Here is a 16,581-nt window from a genome sequence, read left to right as displayed (position 1 = left end):
GGAGGGGACGGGCGCCGGGCGGTGAGCGCTGCTCACCGTTGGCACTCCCGATGGTATCCGGCCGGGGCCCGAGGTCCCGCACCCGGCCGCCGTCGGTCCCATCAGCTGGACAGCGGCCGCCCAGGTCAGGGGTGCAGGAAGGCGCCGAAGGGGAGGTTGCGGACGAGGGTGAAGAGGGTGAGGAGGGCGGTGAGCGCCCACCGGTGGACGGGGCGCGGGCACGGCCCGGCGGTCGGCAGCCCGCGCGCCGCGCGGACCGTCCAGACCACCCAGAACACCGCACAGGCGGCGTACCCGAGGACGGCCACGGCGTTGGCGCCGAGCGCGGCGGACAGCTCGCCGTGGGCCACCGCGTGGGCGCTGCGCAGACCGCCGCAGGCCGGGCAGAAGATGCCGGTCAGATGCAGCAGCGGACAGACCGGGTAGTGGCCGGGGTGGTTCGGGTCGACCGCGCCGACGTAGCCGAAGGCGGCGACCGCCGCGGCGGCCGTGCCCAGCGGGGCGGCGAGCCGGCGCAGCGGTCGCCGCCCCCGGCCACGGCCGGCGGGCGGCGCCGGGGGGCGCGGGGCGGCGGGCCGGGGCGCGGCCACGGGTGCGTTCACCCCGCCGATTGTCCCGGGGGATACGCGAAGGCGCCGCTTCCCGGGCTCCGTACGGGGTACGGACGGCGACCGGGAGGCGGCGCCTTCGGAGTTGCGGGGGTGGCGCCGGGAGCCGGCGCCACGGGGTCAGCCCTCCTGAGGCTGGGCCACGGCGGCCGGGGCGGCCGAGCGCTTGGGCTCCGAGCCGAGACCGGCGAGACGCATCACACCGCCGACGACCGCACCGAGACCGGTGAGGACGATGCCGGCCCAGAAGCCGGGCACGTTCCCCAGCACCATGAAGGCCCCCGCGACGCAGAAGCCGATGAACGAGATGATGACGCCGGTCCAGGCGGCGGGGGTGTGTCCGTGGCCACTGCTCGACATGAGTGCTCCTCGTAGCTCTGTCGCGCCGGATCGGGGCGCGGTGATACCTCGCCGTCCATTGTCACCGATGCCGGGGGAAACACCGTTACCGGGTGGGGTCCTCACCGCGGTCCAGCGACTTCCACAGCTCCTCCGGGCGGTCCGGGTCCACCGGCGCGGCGGCCCGGCGCGGGGTGCGGGCGCCGCCCGGCGTGCGCTCGTAACGGCCCGACATCGCGGGCCAGTGGCGGCCGGAGAACAGCGCGAGGAGGCCGGCGATCAGCAGCAGCACACCGCCCGCGACGGAGACCCACGGCCAGACGCTGTGCGTGACGTGATGCACATCGGTGCCGCTCAGTCCGACGGCGGTGGCGGCCTGCTCGCGCAGCGCGGAGGTGTCGCCGTAACCGGCCGCCGCGGCGAGCGCGGTGCCCGCGCCGCTGAGGGCGAGCAGGGCGGCGACGGCGTACCGCCCGACGCGCCGCACCGCGAAGACCGCGACCAGCGCGGCGAGGCCGACGACGGCCAGCGCGGCGGGGACGCCCGTGACGTCGGAGCCGGTCACCTGGCGCGGCAGATCGCCCTGGGCGAGGGCGGCGGTGCCGCGGGACCAGACGCGGCCGGACGCCAGCAGGGCGAGGGCGGAACCGGCGGCGCCCAGCAGCAGTGCGGCGGCGAGGCTGCGCCGGGCGCTGCGGGGCCGGGCGGACGGCGCGGGCGCGGTGGCGGCGGGGGGCTGGGTTGCGGCACTCACTCCCCCACTATCGCGCACCGCCCGCGGTGGCCGGGCCACGGGGTGGCCGGTCGCCGCGGGCGGTGCGGAAGGCACCGGGGTCAGCCGCCGAGGTGGTTGGCGGTGTGCACGGCGCGCAGCACGGCGGCGGCCTTGTTGCGGCACTCGGTGTCCTCGGCGACCGGGTCGGAGTCGGCGACGACGCCCGCACCGGCCTGGACGTACGCGGTGCCGTCGCGCAGCAGCGCCGTGCGGATGGCGATGGCGGTGTCGGAGTCGCCGGCGAAGTCCAGATAGCCGACGCAGCCGCCGTACAGCCCGCGGCGGGTCGGCTCCAGCTCCTCGATGATCTGCAGCGCGCGCGGCTTGGGCGCGCCGGAGAGGGTGCCCGCGGGGAAGCAGGCGGTGAGGACGTCGAAGGCGGTGCGGCCCTCGGCGACGGTGCCGGTGACGGTGGAGACCAGGTGCATGACGTGGCTGTAGCGCTCCACCGACATGAAGTCGACGACCTCGACGCTGCCCGGCTCGCAGACCCGGCCCAGGTCGTTGCGGCCCAGGTCGACGAGCATCAGGTGCTCGGCGCGCTCCTTGGGGTCGGCCAGCAGCTCGTCGGCGAGGGCCTGGTCCTCCTGGACACCGGCGCCGCGCGGGCGGGTCCCGGCGATGGGGTGCACCATGGCCCGGCCGTCCTCGACCTTGACCAGCGCCTCGGGGCTGGAGCCGACCACGTCGAAACCGCTGCGCTCACCGTCGCCCGCGAAGCGGAAGAGGTACATGTACGGGCTGGGGTTGGTGGCCCGCAGCACCCGGTAGACGTCCAGGGCGCTCGCGGTGCACGCCGTCTCGAAGCGCTGCGAGGGCACCACCTGGAACGCCTCACCGGCGCGGATGCGCTCCTTGATGTCCTCGACGGCGTCCTGGTACGCGGCGCCGCCCCACTCGGCGGTGAACGGCGGGAGCGCGGACGGCGGCAGCGCCGCGGCGCTCGCGGGCGCCGGGCGGGCGAGGTCGTCGGCCATCGCGTCGAGGCGGGCGACGGCGTCCGCGTACGCCTCGTCGACGCCGGTGTCGAGGTCGTTGTGGTTGATCGCGTTGGCGATCAGCAGGACGGTGCCGTTCCAGTGGTCGAGGACGGCGAGGTCGGAGGTGAGGAGCATGGTCAGCTCCGGCAGCCCGAGATCGTCCTCGGTCCGCTCGGTGATCTTCTCCAGGCGGCGGACGACGTCGTAGCCGAGGTAGCCGACCATGCCGCCGGTGAACGGCGGCAGACCGGCGTCCTCCAGCAGGTCACGCGGGGTGTGCAGCGCCTCGACGGTGGCGCGGAGCGCGGCCAGCGGGTCGCCGCCGGTGGGCATGCCGACCGGTGGGGTGCCCAGCCAGTGCGCCTGACCGTCGCGGACGGTGAGGGTGGCGGCGCTGCGCACGCCGATGAACGAGTACCGCGACCACGTACGGCCGTTCTCCGCGGACTCCAGGAGGAAGGTGCCGCGCCGCTCACCGGCGAGTTTGCGGTAGAGCCCCACCGGGGTGTCGCCGTCGGCCAGCAGGCGCCGGGTGACGGGGACGACCCGGCGGTCCTTGGCGAGGGTGCGGAAGCTGTCGAGGTCCGGTGTGGCGGTTCCGGTGGTTCCCGTGGTCATGGCAGCGGAGCCTACTGGTCGCCGTCCGTGAGCAGTACGTCGGCGTCGAAGCAGGTGCGGGCCCCGGTGTGGCAGGCGGCGCCGGTCTGTTCGACGGTGACCAGGATGGTGTCGGCGTCGCAGTCCAGGGCCACCGAACGGACGCGCTGGACGTGGCCGGAGGTGTCGCCCTTGACCCAGTACTCACGGCGGCTGCGCGACCAGTAGGTGCAGCGGCCGGTGGTGAGGGTGCGGTGCAGCGCCTCGTCGTCCATCCAGCCCAGCATGAGGACCTCGCCGGTGCCGTACTGCTGGGCGATGGCCGGGACGAGACCGTCGGCGTCGCGCTTGAGGCGGGCGGCGACGGCGGGGTCGAGGGCGGTGCTGCCGGGGGCGGCGGGGCCGTCCGGCGCGAGGGCTGTGGTGTCGGTGGCGCGGCTGGTCATGGGGCCATTGTGCCGTGCGGGGGACGGGAGGCGGGGCGCCGCGGCCCCGGGGAGGCCGGGAAACCGCCCCGGAGGGCGGGCCGCGGCGTGGCAGGGCGGCGGGGCCGGCCGTAGGCTGGCCGCATGTCGACCCATGCGAAGCGTGAACGGCTCCTGCTCGCCGACCTGTTGGAGAGCGTCGGCCCCGATGCGCCGACGCTCTGCGAGGGCTGGCGCACCCGCGATCTGGCCGCCCATGTGGTGGTGCGCGAGCGCCGGGCGGACGCGGCGGGCGGCCTGCTGTTCAAGCCGCTGGCGGCCCGCCTGGAGCGGGTCCAGGCGGAGTTCACCGCGAAGCCGTACGAGGAGCTGCTGGGGCTGATCCGCAGCGGTCCGCCGCGGATGTCGCCGTTCTCCCTGAAGCAGATCGACGAGGCGTCGAACACCGTCGAGTTCTACGTCCACACCGAGGACGTGCGGCGGGCGCAGCCGGACTGGTCGGCGCGGGAGCTGGACCCGGTCTTCGCGGACGCGCTGTGGTCCCGGCTGGAGAAGATGGCGAAGCTGCTGGGCCGGAAGTCGCCGGTGGGCCTGGTGCTGCGACGCCCGGACGGCCGCACCGCGGTCGCCCAGCGCGGCGCACCGGTGGTGACGGTCGTCGGCGAGCCCGGTGAGCTGACCCTCTTCGCCTACGGCCGCCAGCAGAACGCGGACGTGGAGCTGGAGGGCGACCCGGAGGCGGTGGCGGGGGCCCGGCAGGCGGCGCTGGGGATCTGAGGCACGGGCCGCGCGAGGGCCGGACCGCGGGTCCCGCCCTCGCGCCCCTCGTCAGCGAACGGGGTGCCCGGCCTCCCGCAACGCCCCCTTGACCTCGCCGATGCGCAGGTCACCGAAGTGGAAGACGGAGGCGGCGAGCACCGCATCGGCGCCCGCGGCGACCGCGGGCGCGAAGTCGGCGAGCCGGCCGGCGCCGCCGGAGGCGATGACCGGTACGGAGACATGCCTGCGGACCGCCTCGATCATCTCCGTGTCGTAGCCGTCCTTGGTGCCGTCGGCGTCCATGGAGTTCAGCAGGATCTCCCCGGCACCCAGCTCGGCGGCGCGGTGCGCCCACTCGACGGCGTCGACCCCGGCGGAGCGGCGCCCGCCGTGCGTGGTCACCTCGAAGGAGGTGGTGCCGTCGGCCGCGACCACCCGGCGGGCGTCCACGGAGAGCACCAGCACCTGGCTGCCGAACCGCTCGGCGATCTCCCGGATCAGCTCGGGCCGGGCCAGCGCCGCGGTGTTCACCCCGACCTTGTCCGCACCGGCCCGCAGCAGCTTGTCGACGTCCTCGGCGCTGCGCACGCCGCCGCCGACGGTCAGCGGGATGAAGACCTGCTCGGCGGTGCGGCGGACCACGTCGTAGGTGGTCTCGCGGTTGCCGGAGGAGGCGGTGATGTCGAGGAAGGTCAGCTCGTCGGCGCCCTCCTCGCCGTAGATCCGGGCCATCTCGACGGGGTCGCCCGCATCGCGCAGGTTCTGGAAGTTCACGCCCTTGACGACCCGGCCGTTGTCGACGTCCAGGCAGGGGATGACACGGACCGCCAGGGTCATGGCGTCAGGCTCCTTCGGAGGGTTGCTTGAAGGCTTCTAGTTCTACTTCGACCAGCACGCGGGGGTCGACGAAGCCGGAGACCACGACCAGCGTCGCGGCCGGCGGCGCGGCGCCGAAGATCTCCCGGTGGGCGCGGGCCACCGCGTCCACGTCCCGCACATGGGTCAGATACATCCGGGTGCGCAGGACGGCGGAGGCGTCCAGGCCGAACGGCTCCAGGGCCGCCAGGGCGTTCCCGAAGGCCGCCGCGGCCTGTTCGTAGGGGTCGCCCTCGCCCTGGAGCACACCGTCGTCGGTGAAGGGCAGCGTGCCGGCGACCAGCACCCGGTCACCAACGGCCACCGCGCGGGCGAAGCCGATCGTCTCCTCCCAGGGACTTCTGGTCCGTACCCGCTCGATGGTCATCACGCCGCCTTTCGGTCGTCCGGTCAGGCCACTGCTGCCAGTGCCTCTTCCAGGGTGAACGCCTTCGCGTAGAGCGCCTTGCCGACGATCGCACCTTCCACGCCCTCGGGCACCAGCGACGCGAGCGTCCGCAGGTCGTCGAGGGAGGAGACGCCGCCGGAGGCGACGACCGGGCGGTCGGTGGCCGCGCAGACGTTCTTCAGCAGCTCGACGTTGGGGCCCTGGAGCGTGCCGTCCTTGTTGATGTCGGTGACGACGTAGCGGGCGCAGCCCTCGGAGTCGAGGCGGGCCAGCGTCTCGTAGAGGTCGCCGCCGTCGCGGGTCCAGCCGCGGCCGCGGAGCGTGGTGCCGCGGACGTCCAGACCCACCGCGATCTTGTCACCGTGTTCGGCGATGACCTTGGCGACCCACTCGGGGGACTCCAGCGCGGCGGTGCCGAGGTTGACGCGGCGGCAGCCGGTGGCGAGCGCCGCGGCGAGCGAGGCGTCGTCGCGGATGCCGCCGGACAGCTCGACCTTGATGTCCATGGCGCGGGCGACCTCGGCGATCTGCGCGCGGTTGTCGCCGGTGCCGAACGCCGCGTCGAGGTCGACGAGGTGCAGCCACTCGGCACCGGCCTGCTGCCAGGCCAGCGCCGCCTGGAGCGGGTCGCCGTAGGCGGTCTCGGAGCCGGACTCGCCGTGCACCAGACGGACGGCCTGGCCGTCGCGGACGTCGACGGCGGGGAGGAGTTCGAGCTTCGGGTGGGCCATCACAGGGTCTCGATCCAATTGCTCAGCAGCTGGGCTCCGGCGTCGCCGGACTTCTCGGGGTGGAACTGCGTGGCCCACAGCGGGCCGTTCTCGACCGCGGCCACGAAGGGCGCACCGTGAGTGGCCCAGCTGACCTTGGGGGCGGCGATGTGCGGGTTGCCGATCTCCAGCTCCCAGTCGTGCGCCGCGTACGAGTGGACGAAGTAGTAGCGGGCGTCCGCGTCCAGACCGGCGAAGAGGCGGGAGCCCTCGGCCGCCGCCACGGTGTTCCAGCCCATGTGCGGGACGACGTCGGCCTTGAGCGGACCGACCGTGCCGGGCCACTCGTCCAGGCCCTCGGTCTCCACACCGTGCTCGATGCCGCGGGCGAAGAGGATCTGCATCCCGACGCAGATGCCCATCACCGGTCGGCCGCCGGAGAGCCGGCGGCCGACGATCCAGTCGCCGCGGGCGTCGCGCAGCCCCCGCATACAGGCGGCGAACGCGCCGACGCCGGGGACCAGCAGCCCGTCGGCGTTCATCGCGCGGTCGTAGTCGCCGGTGATCTCCACCTCGGCCCCGGTGCGGGCCAGCGCGCGTTCGGCGGAGCGGACGTTACCGAAGCCGTAGTCGAAGACCACGACCTTCTTCGCGGCCGTCAATTCCACACCTCCAGCCGCATCACGCCGGCGACGAGGCACATCGCCGCGCCGATGGACAGCAGCGTGATCAGGCTGCGGGGCATCTTCTGCTTCCAGAAGGAGTAGATGCCGCCGACGAGGAAGAGACCGACCAGGATGAAGGCGGTCGACAGGCCGTTCACAGGGCACCCTTCGTGGACGGGAGAATTCCGGCGGCGCGCGGATCGCGTTCGCTGGCGTACCGCAGCGCCCGCGCCAGCGCCTTGAACTGGCACTCCACGATGTGGTGGGCGTTACGGCCGTACGGGACGTGGATGTGCAGGGCGATCTGCGCCTGGGCGACGAACGAGTCGAAGATGTGGCGGGTCATCGTCGTGTCGTAGGTGCCGATCATCGGCGCCATGTTCTCCGGCTCGGTGTGCACGAGGTACGGGCGGCCGGAGAGGTCGACGGTGACCTGCGCGAGGGACTCGTCGAGCGGGACGGTGCAGTTGCCGAAGCGGTAGATGCCCACCTTGTCGCCGAGCGCCTGCCGGAAGGCGGCACCGAGCGCGAGGGCGGTGTCCTCGATGGTGTGGTGGGTGTCGATGTGCAGATCGCCGTCGGTCTTGACGGTGAGGTCGAAGAGGCCGTGGCGGCCGAGCTGGTCGAGCATGTGGTCGTAGAAACCCACACCCGTCGCGACATCGACCTGGCCGGTGCCGTCGAGGTCGATCTCGACGAGCACCGAGGTTTCCTTGGTGGTGCGCTCGACGCGTCCGACGCGGCTCATGCGCTCTGCTCCTTCATCAGTTCGCGTACCGCTTCGAGGAACGCGTCGTTCTCGTCCCGGGTGCCCGCGGTCACCCGCAGCCAGCCCGGCACGCCGTTGTCCCGGACCAGGACGCCCCGGTCGAGGAGGGCCTGCCACGCGGCGTGCGCACCGCCCGGGCCGTCGAACCGGCCGAACTGCACGAAGTTGGCGTCGGAGTCGACGACCTCGCAGCCCGCCGCGCGCAGCTCCGTCACCAGGCGGTCGCGTTCGGCCTTCAGCTGCTCGACGTACTTCAGCAGGGTGTCGGTGTGCTCCAGGGCGGCCAGCGCCGTCGCCTGGGTCACCGCGGAGAGGTGGTACGGCAGCCGGACCAGCTGGACGGCGCCGACCACGGCCGGGTCGGCGGCGAGGTAGCCCAGGCGCAGCCCGGCGGCGCCGAACGCCTTGGACATCGTCCGCGAGACGACGAGGTTGCGCCGTCCCCCGATCAGCGGCAGCAGCGACGGGCGGTGGCTGAACTCGCCGTACGCCTCGTCGATCACCACCAGCGCGCCGCCGCTCTCCGCCCGCGCGGCCTGCGCGGCGTCGTACAGCGCGAGGACCGTCTCCGCGTCGACGGCGGTGCCGGTCGGGTTGTTCGGCGAGCAGACGAAGACCACATGGGGACGGCGCTCGGCGATCAGCGCCGTCGCCGCCGCGACGTCGACGGTGAAGTCGTCGTTGCGGGGTCCGGAGATCCATTCGGTGCCGGTGCCGCGGGAGATCAGCCCGTGCATGGAGTACGAGGGCTCGAAGCCGAGGGCCGCGCGGCCGGGGCCGCCGAAGGTCTGCAGCAGCTGCTGGAGGACCTCGTTGGAGCCGTTGGCCGCCCAGACCTGCTCCGCGGTGACCGGGTGGCCACCGGTGCGGGTGAGGTAACGGGCCAGCTCCGTGCGGAGCTCGACGGCGTCGCGGTCCGGGTAGCGGTTGAGGTCGCGGGCGGCGTCGGCGACCCGCTCGGCGATCCGCCGGACCAGCTCCTCGGGGAGCGGGTAGGGGTTCTCGTTGGTGTTCAGCCGGACCGGTACGTCCAACTGCGGGGCGCCGTACGGGGTCTTGCCGCGCAGTTCGTCCCGGATGGGGAGCGCGTCCCAGGGGAACGCGTCGGAGCTGTTCGTCACTTGCTCTGCGGGACCTTCCAGTCGAACCGGGCCTTCAGCGCGGCGCCGTGGGCCGGGAGGTCCTCGGCCTCGGCGAGGGTCACCACATGGTGGGCGACCTCGGCCAGCGCGTCGCGGGAGTAGTCCACGACATGGATGCCGCGCAGGAACGACTGCACGGACAGCCCCGAGGAGTGGCAGGCGCAGCCGCCCGTCGGCAGGACGTGGTTGGAGCCGGCGCAGTAGTCGCCCAGGGAGACCGGGGCGTAGGGGCCGACGAAGATCGCTCCGGCGTTGCGGACCCGGGCGGCGACGGCGGAGGCGTCGGCGGTCTGGATCTCCAGGTGCTCGGCGCCGTACGCGTCGACGACCGTCAGGCCCTCGTCGAGACCGTCGACCAGGACGATCGCGGACTGCCGGCCGGCCAGCGCCTCGGTGATCCGCTCGACGTGCCTGGTCGCGGCGGTCTGCGTCTTCAGCTCGGCCTCGACCGCCTCGGCCAGCTCGGCGGAGTCGGTGACGAGGACGGCGGCGGCGAGCGTGTCGTGCTCGGCCTGGCTGATCAGGTCGGCGGCGACGTGGCGGGCGTCGGCGGTGGCGTCGGCGAGCACCGCGATCTCGGTGGGGCCGGCCTCGGCGTCGATGCCGATCCGGCCCTTGAGCAGGCGCTTGGCGGAGGCGACGAAGATGTTGCCGGGGCCGGTGACGAGGTTGACCGGGCGGCACTCGTCGGTGCCGTACGCGAACATCGCGATGGCCTGGGCACCGCCGGCGGCGTAGACCTCGTCGACGCCGAGCAGCGCGCAGGCGGCGAGGATCGTCGGGTGCGGCAGGCCGCCGCCCCACTCACTGTTGAAAGGGGCCTTCTGCGGCGGGGACGTCACCGCGACGCCCTCGACGCCCGCCTCCTGGGCCGGGACGACGTTCATCACGACGGACGACGGGTAGACCGCGAGGCCGCCGGGGACGTACAGCCCGACCCGCTCGACCGGCACCCAGCGCTCGGTGACCGTGCCACCGGGGACGACCTTGGTGGTGGTGTCCGTACGGCGCTGCTCGCGGTGGACGAGGCGGGCGCGGCGGATGGACTCCTCCAGTGCGGCGCGGACCGCCGGGTCCAGCTCGGCCAGGGCGCGCTCCAGCGCCTCGGCGGGGACCCGGACCCGCTCGATCTCGACACCGTCGAACCGCCGCGCGTACTCGATCAGCGCGGCGGTGCCGCGATGGCGCACGTCCTCGCAGATGGGCCGCACCTTCTCCAGGGCGGCTTCCACGTCGAACTCGGCACGGGGCAGCAGGTCGCGCAGGGCGCCACCCTCGGGAAGGGCGGCACCGCGCAGATCGATTCGGGAGATCACCCTCCCAGTGTCTCAGACCCGCCCCCGGGTCCGGCCCGCCGTATCACCCAGTGATACACCGCACAATGCGCTCCGGACGGGCCCGTGAAGTTGACCGGAGTTGGCCCTGACCACGCGTGTTCAACAGGTCACGGGGCGGGCAAAGGCCCGGTGACGGCTTCGGCGTGTCCCGCCGCCCGCCCTCCGGTTCCCGCTCCGCGGACCGGTGTGGCGCGCTCCGCGGACCGGTGTGGCGCGCGGACGGCGGCCGACACGCGGGCGCATCCGGACAGAGACGGAAAGACAGAGACGGAGGGGGGACACGACAGTGATCGAGCCCGGGGACGGGGACGCACCGGCGGACCTGCAGCTGACATCGGCGGAATGGAGCATGTGGCAGGCGTTCCGCAACGGCAGCACCTGCGACCTGCACATCGGAGATCCGGCCCGGGACGATCCGCACGGCCGGTACCTGTGGGGCCCGGAGCGCCGGATACGCGCGCGGGTGCTGGCACTGCTGCTGCTCGACGGGCCGCCGGCGCAGCCCGGGCGGGTCTCGGCGCTGAAGGTCACCGGCGCGTACATCACCGACATCCTCGACGTCGCCGGGGGCGCGATCAAGCCATACGTGGAGCTGCGGGACTGCCGGTTCGAGGGCGAGGTCGTCTTACCCGAGGCGCACTTCACGACGGTGCGGCTGGTGAACTGCGCGCTGCCCCGGCTGGAGGCGGCGCGGCTGACCACCGAGGGCGATCTCCATCTGCCGCGGTGCGTGGTGCTCTCCGGCGTCCGTCTGACCGACGCGCACATCGGCACGGATCTGCTGCTGAGCCAGGCGGTGGTGCACAAGGACCGCCAGGGCCGCTCGATCGTGGCGGACGGACTGACCGTCACCCAGGACCTCCAGGCCGAGATGCTGGAGTCGTACGGCGAGCTGTCGCTGCGCGGGGCGACCATCGGCGGGTCGCTGAGCCTGCGCGGCAGCCGGCTGAGCAACCCCTTCGGCCGCCGCGCGCTGAACGCCCCGCAGCTGACCGTCGAGCGCACCCTGCACCTGACCGCCGCGGGCCTGGCCAACTCCCCGTTCGCCTCCGGCGCCACTCCCCCGTTCGGCACCGTCCACACCCCGGCGTACGGCACGGTCACCACCCCGCCGCGCGGGACGCGGATGCAGCGGTTCGAGTGCGAGGGCGGGATGCGGCTGGACGACGGGCGGTTCGGCGACGCGGTCGATCTGGAGCACGCGCGGTTCGTGATGGAGTCCGACCAGGAGCTGTCGCTGCGCCGCATCCAGACGCCCGAGCTGCGCTTCCTCGGGGAGCGGCCGCAGCGCGGACGGGTGATCGTCTCGGGCGCCCGGGTCGTCAACCTCGTCGACCGCTCCGCCAGCTGGCCCGGCGCCGGCGGCCTCCAGATGGCCGGGTTCACCTACGAGACGCTGATACCCCGGGGGCACTTCCCGCTGGCGGCGCGGTTGCAGTGGGTGGCCGCGGCGACGCCGGAGTACGCGCCGGAGCCGTACGAGATGCTGGCCACGGCGCTGCGCTCCAGCGGCGAGGACGCGGATGCCCGGGTGGTGCTGCTGGCCAAGCAGCGGCGGCGGCGCGAGACGCTGCCGGTGGCCGGGAAGGCGTGGGGCTACCTCCAGGACTGGACGGTGGCGTACGGCTACCGCCCGGGGCGGGCCACGCTGTGGATGGCGATCCTGTGGGCGCTGGGCACGGTCTTCTTCACCTCCTCGCCGCCCCCGCCGCTCAAGGCCGACGAGGCGCCGCCGTGGAATCCGTATCTGTACGTCCTGGATCTGCTGGTCCCGGTGATCGACCTGAACCAGCGCGGGGCGTGGAACCCGCGGGGCGGGGCGCAGTGGGTGGCGGCGGTGCTGGTCATCGCGGGGTGGATCCTGGCGACGACGGTGGCGGCGGGCGCCTCGCGGTTGCTGCGGCGGCAGTAGCGGGGCGGGACGGCGGGCGGGCGGTGCCCGGGCCCCGTGTCACCGGGGGTTTCGCCCCGGTGACACGGGGCCGGGACTTTGCGGACACGCCCCAGCCTCCGGGCGGCACGGCCCAGCCTCTAGGCTTACCGGCTGTGACCTCCGTACGCCTGCCGCTGTTCCCGCTCAACTCGGTGCTCTTCCCCGGACTCGTTCTCCCGCTGAACGTCTTCGAGGCGCGCTACCGGGCGCTGATGCGCGACCTCGGCGAGCGGCCCGAGGACGAGCGCCGGTTCGGGGTGATCGCGATCCGCGACGGCCGTGAGGTCGCGCCGACCGCCCAGGGCATGCCGGACGCCACGCTGCCGGCCGCGGGCGGGCCCGGCGCCGGGTTCGGCGACGACCCGATGGCCGCGTTCCACACCATCGGCTGTGTCGCCGACGCGACGACGATCCGGGCCAAGTCTGACGAGGCGGACTCCGGCTACGAGGTGCTGGCCACCGGCACCACCCGCTTCCGGCTGCTCTCGGTCGACGCCTCCGGGGAGTATCTGACCGCCGAGGTGGAGGAGCTGACGGAGGAGGGCGGCGAGGGCGCCGGGGCGCTCGCCTCCGGTGTGGTCCGGGCGTTCCGCACCTATCAGAAGCGGCTGGCCTGGGCGAACGAGCGGACGCTGGCGGGCGGGCAGGATCTGCCCGGCGATCCGTCGGTGCTGTCGTACCTGGTCGCCGCGGCGGCGGTGCTGGACGTCCCGGCCAAGCAGCGGCTGCTGGCGGCGCCGGACACCGCGGACCGGCTCGCTCAGGAGCTGAAAATGCTGCGCCAGGAGTCGGCGGTGCTCGGTAAGCTCCCGTCGCTGCCGGCCGTGGAGCTGACCCGCGGGCCGACCAGCCCCAACTGACACCGGGCCGCGCGGCCCCGGCACCGGTCCGCCGGCCCGTCCCCCGTTCCCGAGACGCAAGGCGCCGACGAGTTGTCCAAGAAGTCGAAGAAGGCCCAGGGTGCGCAGTCCGCGGCGGGCGGTACCCCGGCGACGGTCGCCCTGACCGCCGCGGGCGTGCCCTTCACCGTGCACGCCTACACCCACGACCCGGCCGCCGCCTCGTACGGCGAGGAGGCCGCCGAGGCGCTCGGGGTCGCGCCCGAGCAGGTGTTCAAGACGCTGCTGGCGGATGTCGACGGTGCGCTGACCGTCGCGGTGGTGCCGGTCTCCGGCTCCCTCGACCTCAAGGCGCTGGCCGCCGCGGTGGGCGGCAAGCGGGCGGCGATGGCCGATCCGGCCGCCGCCGAGCGCTCCACCGGCTACGTCCGCGGCGGCATCTCCCCGCTGGGCCAGCGCAAGCGGCTGCGGACGGTCGTGGACGCCTCGGCCGAGGGCCGCCCCACGATCTGCGTCTCGGCCGGCCGCCGCGGCCTGGAGGTCGAACTGGCCCCGGCGGATCTCGTCACCCTCACCGGCGCCGTGATCGCGCCGATCGGCCGGGACTGAGCGGAGCCGGGCGGGGCTCTACGGGGCCGGGCGCCACGGAACCGGGGCGCCGCGTCCGGCCGCTCCCGGTCGCGCGGCGCCCCGTCCCGGGAGCGGCGGTTTCCGGCCGGTGCTCGCCGGTGCCCGCGCGCGTCAGGCCGTCGGGTCGTCCTTCGTCAGGTCCGGCGCGCCCGGCACCGGTGTGCCCGGCAGCTGCGGCTCCTCGTCGCGCGGCCCGAAGAGGCCGGTCAGCGCCAGCTGGGTCGCCATCGCGGCGATCGGCCAGGCCAGCAGCACGCCCATGGCCTGGAGGCGCAGCGGCCCGTCGAAGACGACGCCGGGGCCGACCTGCGCGGCGTGGGCGGCGAGGTCGTCGGTCGGGCCCAGCACCATGCCGAGCTGCCAGCCCAGGACGGAGCCGAGCAGTCCGCCGACCACCAGCGAGACCACCAGCGGGACGCCGCCGCGGCGGCGCAGCCGGAAGAGCACGGCGGTGGAGACGATGCCGAAACCGGCCGCGAGCAGCAGGAAGACGCCGTCGGCGCCGATCGCCTCCTCGCCCTCGGTGTCCTTGAGATAGACGTTGTGGGCGTCGGCGACCAGCGGGATCCGGGGGGCCAGCCAGAGCCAGAGCAGGCCGAGCAGCGCGCCGACGAGCGCGAGCACGAGCACGGTCAGCGCGGCCTCCCGCAGCTCCTGGCCGAGCGGCGGATCGACCGGCGCCTCGTCGGTCGGCGGATGCGCGGGCGGCTCGGCCGACGAGCCGGCGCCGGAGGCGGTCGGCGGGGTGTGCGGCTCTTCGGACGGTTGGTTGTCGCGTGGCGTCAGCGGTGCGGTCACCCCGTCATCGTGCCAGGTGGGCGGGGTGACTCCGGCGGCAGGACGGTGCGTGGGTGCGCCGACGGCCCGCCGGCCGCCGGTCAGCGGGTCGCCGCGCGGCGGAACGCCCAGGTCGCGGCGGTCAGCGCGAGCAGCCCCACCCCGGCGCAGACGCCCAGGTCGGCGGCGACCGCGAGCCAGTCCGGGTCCGCGTCGAAGGTACGGATCAGCGCCTCCACGCCGTACGTCGACGGCAGCAGGTCACGGGCGAGGTCCAGGAGCGCGGGCAGCCGCTCGGCCGGCAACACGCCGAGCAGCAGCGCCGCCGACATGCCGAGCTGGCCGCAGAGCGTCGCCAGCTCCTGGCGCGGCGCGAGCAGCCCGAGGAACGCGCCGAGCCCGGCGAGCGCCGCACCGGCCAGCGGCAGGACGGCGGCGAGCACCCACAGATGCGCCATCGGCAGCTGGAACAGCAGACAGCCGATGACCGCCGTGACGACCGTGCCGGGGACGGTGAACGACGCGTACGCGGCGGCCGCGCCGAGGACCACCGCGGCGGGCGGCACCGGCAGCGTCGCGTAGTGGTCGAGCCCGCCGCCGGCCCGCAGCTGTCCGAAGTACTGGGCGAGGAGGTTGAGGGCGACGAACGCGACGACCAGCACGCTGGAGCCGGCGACCACGGCGCGCGCCTCGGTGGGCCCGTCGGCCACCCCGCGCATCAGGACCATGATCCCGACGGACTGGAAGGTGGCGACGAAGAGCAGCGGGATGCGGGCGACCCGGGCGCGGGAGAGCTGGGCGCGGTAGACGGCGCCGAGCGCGGGCAGCAGCCGGGCGCGCGGCGCCAGCGGGGCGGGCCACGCCTCCCGGTCGGGCGCGTCCGGGGCGGCGCCGGGCCGGGCCCGCCCGTCCGTCGCTGCCGCCCCGGCCACGGCCTGCGCCGAAACCCCACTCACGCGTTCACTCTGCCTTTCGGTGCGGCGCGGCCCTTCACGCCTTGACCAGTCCCTCGGCGCGGCCGCCGAGTGCGAGGTAGACATCCTCCAGGCTCGGGGTGGCGAGGGTGAAATCGTCCAGCGCCGCGAAGGCCGCGCCGGAGGTGACGTCGGCGACGGCGGCGCGGGCCCGGTCGGCGGGGAGCCGCAGGGTCCAGCGGCGGCCCGCGACGTGGGCGGCGGGCTCCAGCGCCGCGACCTCGGGGACGTCGAGCGGCGGCCGGTCACGCCAGACCAGATCGAGGCGGACCTCGTCGCTGACCCGCTCCTTCAGCCCGGCGGGCGTGTCGCAGGCGATGACCTTGCCGCGGTCGATCACCGCGACGCGGTCCAGGACGGTCTCGGCCTCCAGGACGTTGTGGGTCACCAGCAGCACGGTGGCGCCGCGCTCGGCGCGACGGCGGTCGACGGCGGCCCAGACGGCGCGGCGGGCGACCGGGTCCATGCCGGTGGTCGGCTCGTCCAGGACGAGGAGCGGGCGGTCGCCGGTGAGGACGGCGGCGAAGCAGGCGAGGCGGCGCTGACCGCCGGAGAGCTTCTTCAGCGGGCGGTCGGCGAGCGGGTCGAGGGCGAGTTCGGCGAGGACGGCGTCGCGCTCGGCGCGGGCCTCGCGGGGGCCCAGGCCGCGCAGCCGGCCGGTGGTCTCCACGGCCAGTGCGACGGTCATCTCGTCGAGCGCGGTCGCCTCCTGGCCGAGGTACCCGAGGAGGCGGGCGGCGCGCTCGGGGTGGCGGGCCACGTCGTGGCCGAGGACGTGAACGCTGCCGGAGTCGGGCCGCAGCAGGCCGGTGAGCTGGCGGACCAGGGTGGACTTCCCGGCGCCGTTGGGGCCGAGCAGCCCGAAGATCTCGCCGCGGTGGACGTCGAGGGTGATGCCGTCGTTGGCGCGCAGAGCGGGCGTGCCGGCCGCGCCGCGGCGCCCGCGCACCGCGGGGTACGTCTTGATCAGGTCCCGCACGGCGCAGACCGTTCCGCCGCGCTCCGCCTGTTTCGTGCCCGTGCTCACGAGCTACGAGGGTACGCGCCCGCGGGCCGCG

At 74.5% G+C, this 16,581-nt stretch carries 20 protein-coding genes; 4 read left to right on the top strand and 16 right to left on the bottom strand.

Translation table 11 applies throughout. From position 1 onward, the window contains the following. Positions 1–125: 125 nt before the first annotated feature. The 5 genes from ACF1BH_RS15865 to hisI form a co-directional block, all read right to left on the bottom strand. Positions 126–611 (bottom strand): DUF2752 domain-containing protein, encoded by a 486-nt coding sequence (locus ACF1BH_RS15865; protein ID WP_391643082.1) that lies wholly within the window; start codon positions 609–611, stop codon positions 126–128. A gap of 117 nt (positions 612–728) precedes the next feature. Continuing rightward, positions 729–968: an HGxxPAAW family protein gene (locus tag ACF1BH_RS15860; RefSeq protein ID WP_391643036.1), complete on the bottom strand. Its 240-nt coding sequence runs from the start codon at positions 966–968 to the stop codon at positions 729–731. A gap of 85 nt (positions 969–1,053) precedes the next feature. After that, positions 1,054–1,701 (bottom strand): TIGR02234 family membrane protein, encoded by a 648-nt coding sequence (locus ACF1BH_RS15855; protein WP_391643035.1) that lies wholly within the window; start codon positions 1,699–1,701, stop codon positions 1,054–1,056. Between the two features lie 80 nt (positions 1,702–1,781). Continuing rightward, positions 1,782–3,320, bottom strand: coding sequence for an anthranilate synthase component I (locus ACF1BH_RS15850; RefSeq protein WP_391643034.1), 1,539 nt, complete (start codon positions 3,318–3,320; stop codon positions 1,782–1,784). A gap of 11 nt (positions 3,321–3,331) precedes the next feature. Next, positions 3,332–3,745 carry a phosphoribosyl-AMP cyclohydrolase gene (gene hisI / locus ACF1BH_RS15845; protein WP_391643033.1) on the bottom strand — a complete coding sequence of 138 codons (414 nt, stop codon included), beginning with the start codon at positions 3,743–3,745 and terminating at the stop codon, positions 3,332–3,334. A 123-nt stretch (positions 3,746–3,868) separates the two neighbouring features. Here hisI and ACF1BH_RS15840 point away from each other — a divergent pair, with 123 nt between their 5' ends. Further along, on the top strand, positions 3,869–4,501 hold the full coding sequence (locus ACF1BH_RS15840; protein WP_391643032.1) for a TIGR03085 family metal-binding protein: 633 nt from the start codon (positions 3,869–3,871) through the stop codon (positions 4,499–4,501). 51 nt (positions 4,502–4,552) lie between these two features. On the opposite strand, the gene hisF is transcribed toward ACF1BH_RS15840, so the two are convergent. From hisF to hisD, 8 genes are read right to left on the bottom strand one after another with little or no spacing between them, the layout of a single operon-like run. Beyond that, on the bottom strand, positions 4,553–5,320 hold the full coding sequence (hisF, locus tag ACF1BH_RS15835) for an imidazole glycerol phosphate synthase subunit HisF (protein WP_391643031.1): 768 nt from the start codon (positions 5,318–5,320) through the stop codon (positions 4,553–4,555). Positions 5,321–5,324: 4 nt separating this feature from the next. Further along, positions 5,325–5,726: a Rid family hydrolase gene (locus ACF1BH_RS15830; RefSeq protein WP_391643030.1), complete on the bottom strand. Its 402-nt coding sequence runs from the start codon at positions 5,724–5,726 to the stop codon at positions 5,325–5,327. 23 nt (positions 5,727–5,749) lie between these two features. Then, positions 5,750–6,478 (bottom strand): bifunctional 1-(5-phosphoribosyl)-5-((5-phosphoribosylamino)methylideneamino)imidazole-4-carboxamide isomerase/phosphoribosylanthranilate isomerase PriA, encoded by a 729-nt coding sequence (gene priA / locus ACF1BH_RS15825; RefSeq protein WP_030281672.1) that lies wholly within the window; start codon positions 6,476–6,478, stop codon positions 5,750–5,752. Beyond that, positions 6,478–7,125: an imidazole glycerol phosphate synthase subunit HisH gene (hisH, locus tag ACF1BH_RS15820; protein ID WP_391643029.1), complete on the bottom strand. Its 648-nt coding sequence runs from the start codon at positions 7,123–7,125 to the stop codon at positions 6,478–6,480. The genes priA and hisH overlap by 1 nt, the downstream gene beginning before the upstream one ends. After that, a complete protein-coding gene (locus ACF1BH_RS15815) occupies positions 7,116–7,280 on the bottom strand; it encodes a hypothetical protein (protein WP_030281674.1) in 165 nt (54 codons plus the stop codon). Before ACF1BH_RS15815 ends, hisH begins: the two co-directional genes overlap by 10 nt. Beyond that, positions 7,277–7,870 (bottom strand): imidazoleglycerol-phosphate dehydratase HisB, encoded by a 594-nt coding sequence (gene hisB / locus ACF1BH_RS15810; RefSeq protein ID WP_384599987.1) that lies wholly within the window; start codon positions 7,868–7,870, stop codon positions 7,277–7,279. The genes ACF1BH_RS15815 and hisB overlap by 4 nt, the downstream gene beginning before the upstream one ends. Continuing rightward, positions 7,867–9,012, bottom strand: coding sequence for a histidinol-phosphate transaminase (locus ACF1BH_RS15805; RefSeq protein WP_391643028.1), 1,146 nt, complete (start codon positions 9,010–9,012; stop codon positions 7,867–7,869). The genes hisB and ACF1BH_RS15805 overlap by 4 nt, the downstream gene beginning before the upstream one ends. Next, complete coding sequence (hisD, locus tag ACF1BH_RS15800; RefSeq protein WP_391643027.1) at positions 9,009–10,349, bottom strand: histidinol dehydrogenase; 1,341 nt, start codon at positions 10,347–10,349, stop codon at positions 9,009–9,011. Before hisD ends, ACF1BH_RS15805 begins: the two co-directional genes overlap by 4 nt. 307 nt (positions 10,350–10,656) lie before the next feature. On the opposite strand from hisD, the gene ACF1BH_RS15795 reads away from it, so the two are divergent. The 3 genes from ACF1BH_RS15795 to ybaK all read left to right on the top strand — a co-directional run bounded on the left by ACF1BH_RS15795 (position 10,657) and on the right by ybaK (position 13,751). Continuing rightward, a complete protein-coding gene (locus ACF1BH_RS15795; RefSeq protein ID WP_391643026.1) occupies positions 10,657–12,282 on the top strand; it encodes an oxidoreductase in 1,626 nt (541 codons plus the stop codon). 134 nt (positions 12,283–12,416) lie between these two features. Beyond that, the gene (locus ACF1BH_RS15790) at positions 12,417–13,163 is read left to right on the top strand and encodes an LON peptidase substrate-binding domain-containing protein (protein WP_391643025.1); all 747 of its coding nucleotides are present in this window, start codon (positions 12,417–12,419) and stop codon (positions 13,161–13,163) included. Positions 13,164–13,235: 72 nt separating this feature from the next. Then, entirely contained in the window at positions 13,236–13,751 is a 516-nt protein-coding gene (ybaK, locus tag ACF1BH_RS15785) for a Cys-tRNA(Pro) deacylase (RefSeq protein ID WP_391643024.1), read from the top strand. 132 nt (positions 13,752–13,883) lie between these two features. Here ybaK and ACF1BH_RS15780 read toward each other — a convergent pair whose 3' ends face one another. The 3 genes from ACF1BH_RS15780 to ACF1BH_RS15770 all read right to left on the bottom strand — a co-directional run bounded on the left by ACF1BH_RS15780 (position 13,884) and on the right by ACF1BH_RS15770 (position 16,550). After that, complete coding sequence (locus ACF1BH_RS15780; RefSeq protein WP_391643023.1) at positions 13,884–14,570, bottom strand: ABC transporter permease; 687 nt, start codon at positions 14,568–14,570, stop codon at positions 13,884–13,886. A gap of 80 nt (positions 14,571–14,650) precedes the next feature. After that, positions 14,651–15,505, bottom strand: coding sequence for an ABC transporter permease (locus ACF1BH_RS15775; protein ID WP_391643022.1), 855 nt, complete (start codon positions 15,503–15,505; stop codon positions 14,651–14,653). A 34-nt stretch (positions 15,506–15,539) separates the two neighbouring features. Continuing rightward, positions 15,540–16,550, bottom strand: coding sequence for an ABC transporter ATP-binding protein (locus ACF1BH_RS15770; protein WP_391643021.1), 1,011 nt, complete (start codon positions 16,548–16,550; stop codon positions 15,540–15,542). Positions 16,551–16,581 lie beyond the last annotated feature (31 nt).

Origin of the sequence: Streptomyces sp. NPDC014733, assembly GCF_043083385.1 — a bacterium.
Taxonomy (GTDB): domain Bacteria; phylum Actinomycetota; class Actinomycetes; order Streptomycetales; family Streptomycetaceae; genus Streptomyces.
The sequence above is the reverse complement of the archived record's forward strand: the minus strand, read 5'-3'. Positions and strand labels throughout refer to the sequence as shown.

Excerpts from the sequence above, each read along its gene's own strand:
- hisF (WP_391643031.1), bottom strand. The coding sequence starts at position 5,320 with ATGACCCTGGCGGTCCGTGTCATCCCCTGCCTGGACGTCGACAACGGC.
- priA (WP_030281672.1), bottom strand. The coding sequence starts at position 6,478 with ATGGCCCACCCGAAGCTCGAACTCCTCCCCGCCGTCGACGTCCGCGAC.
- ACF1BH_RS15850 (WP_391643034.1), bottom strand. The coding sequence starts at position 3,320 with ATGACCACGGGAACCACCGGAACCGCCACACCGGACCTCGACAGCTTC.
- hisI (WP_391643033.1), bottom strand. The coding sequence starts at position 3,745 with ATGACCAGCCGCGCCACCGACACCACAGCCCTCGCGCCGGACGGCCCC.
- ACF1BH_RS15860 (WP_391643036.1), bottom strand. The coding sequence starts at position 968 with ATGTCGAGCAGTGGCCACGGACACACCCCCGCCGCCTGGACCGGCGTC.
- hisB (WP_384599987.1), bottom strand. The coding sequence starts at position 7,870 with ATGAGCCGCGTCGGACGCGTCGAGCGCACCACCAAGGAAACCTCGGTG.
- ACF1BH_RS15830 (WP_391643030.1), bottom strand. The coding sequence starts at position 5,726 with ATGACCATCGAGCGGGTACGGACCAGAAGTCCCTGGGAGGAGACGATC.
- ACF1BH_RS15840 (WP_391643032.1), top strand. The coding sequence starts at position 3,869 with ATGTCGACCCATGCGAAGCGTGAACGGCTCCTGCTCGCCGACCTGTTG.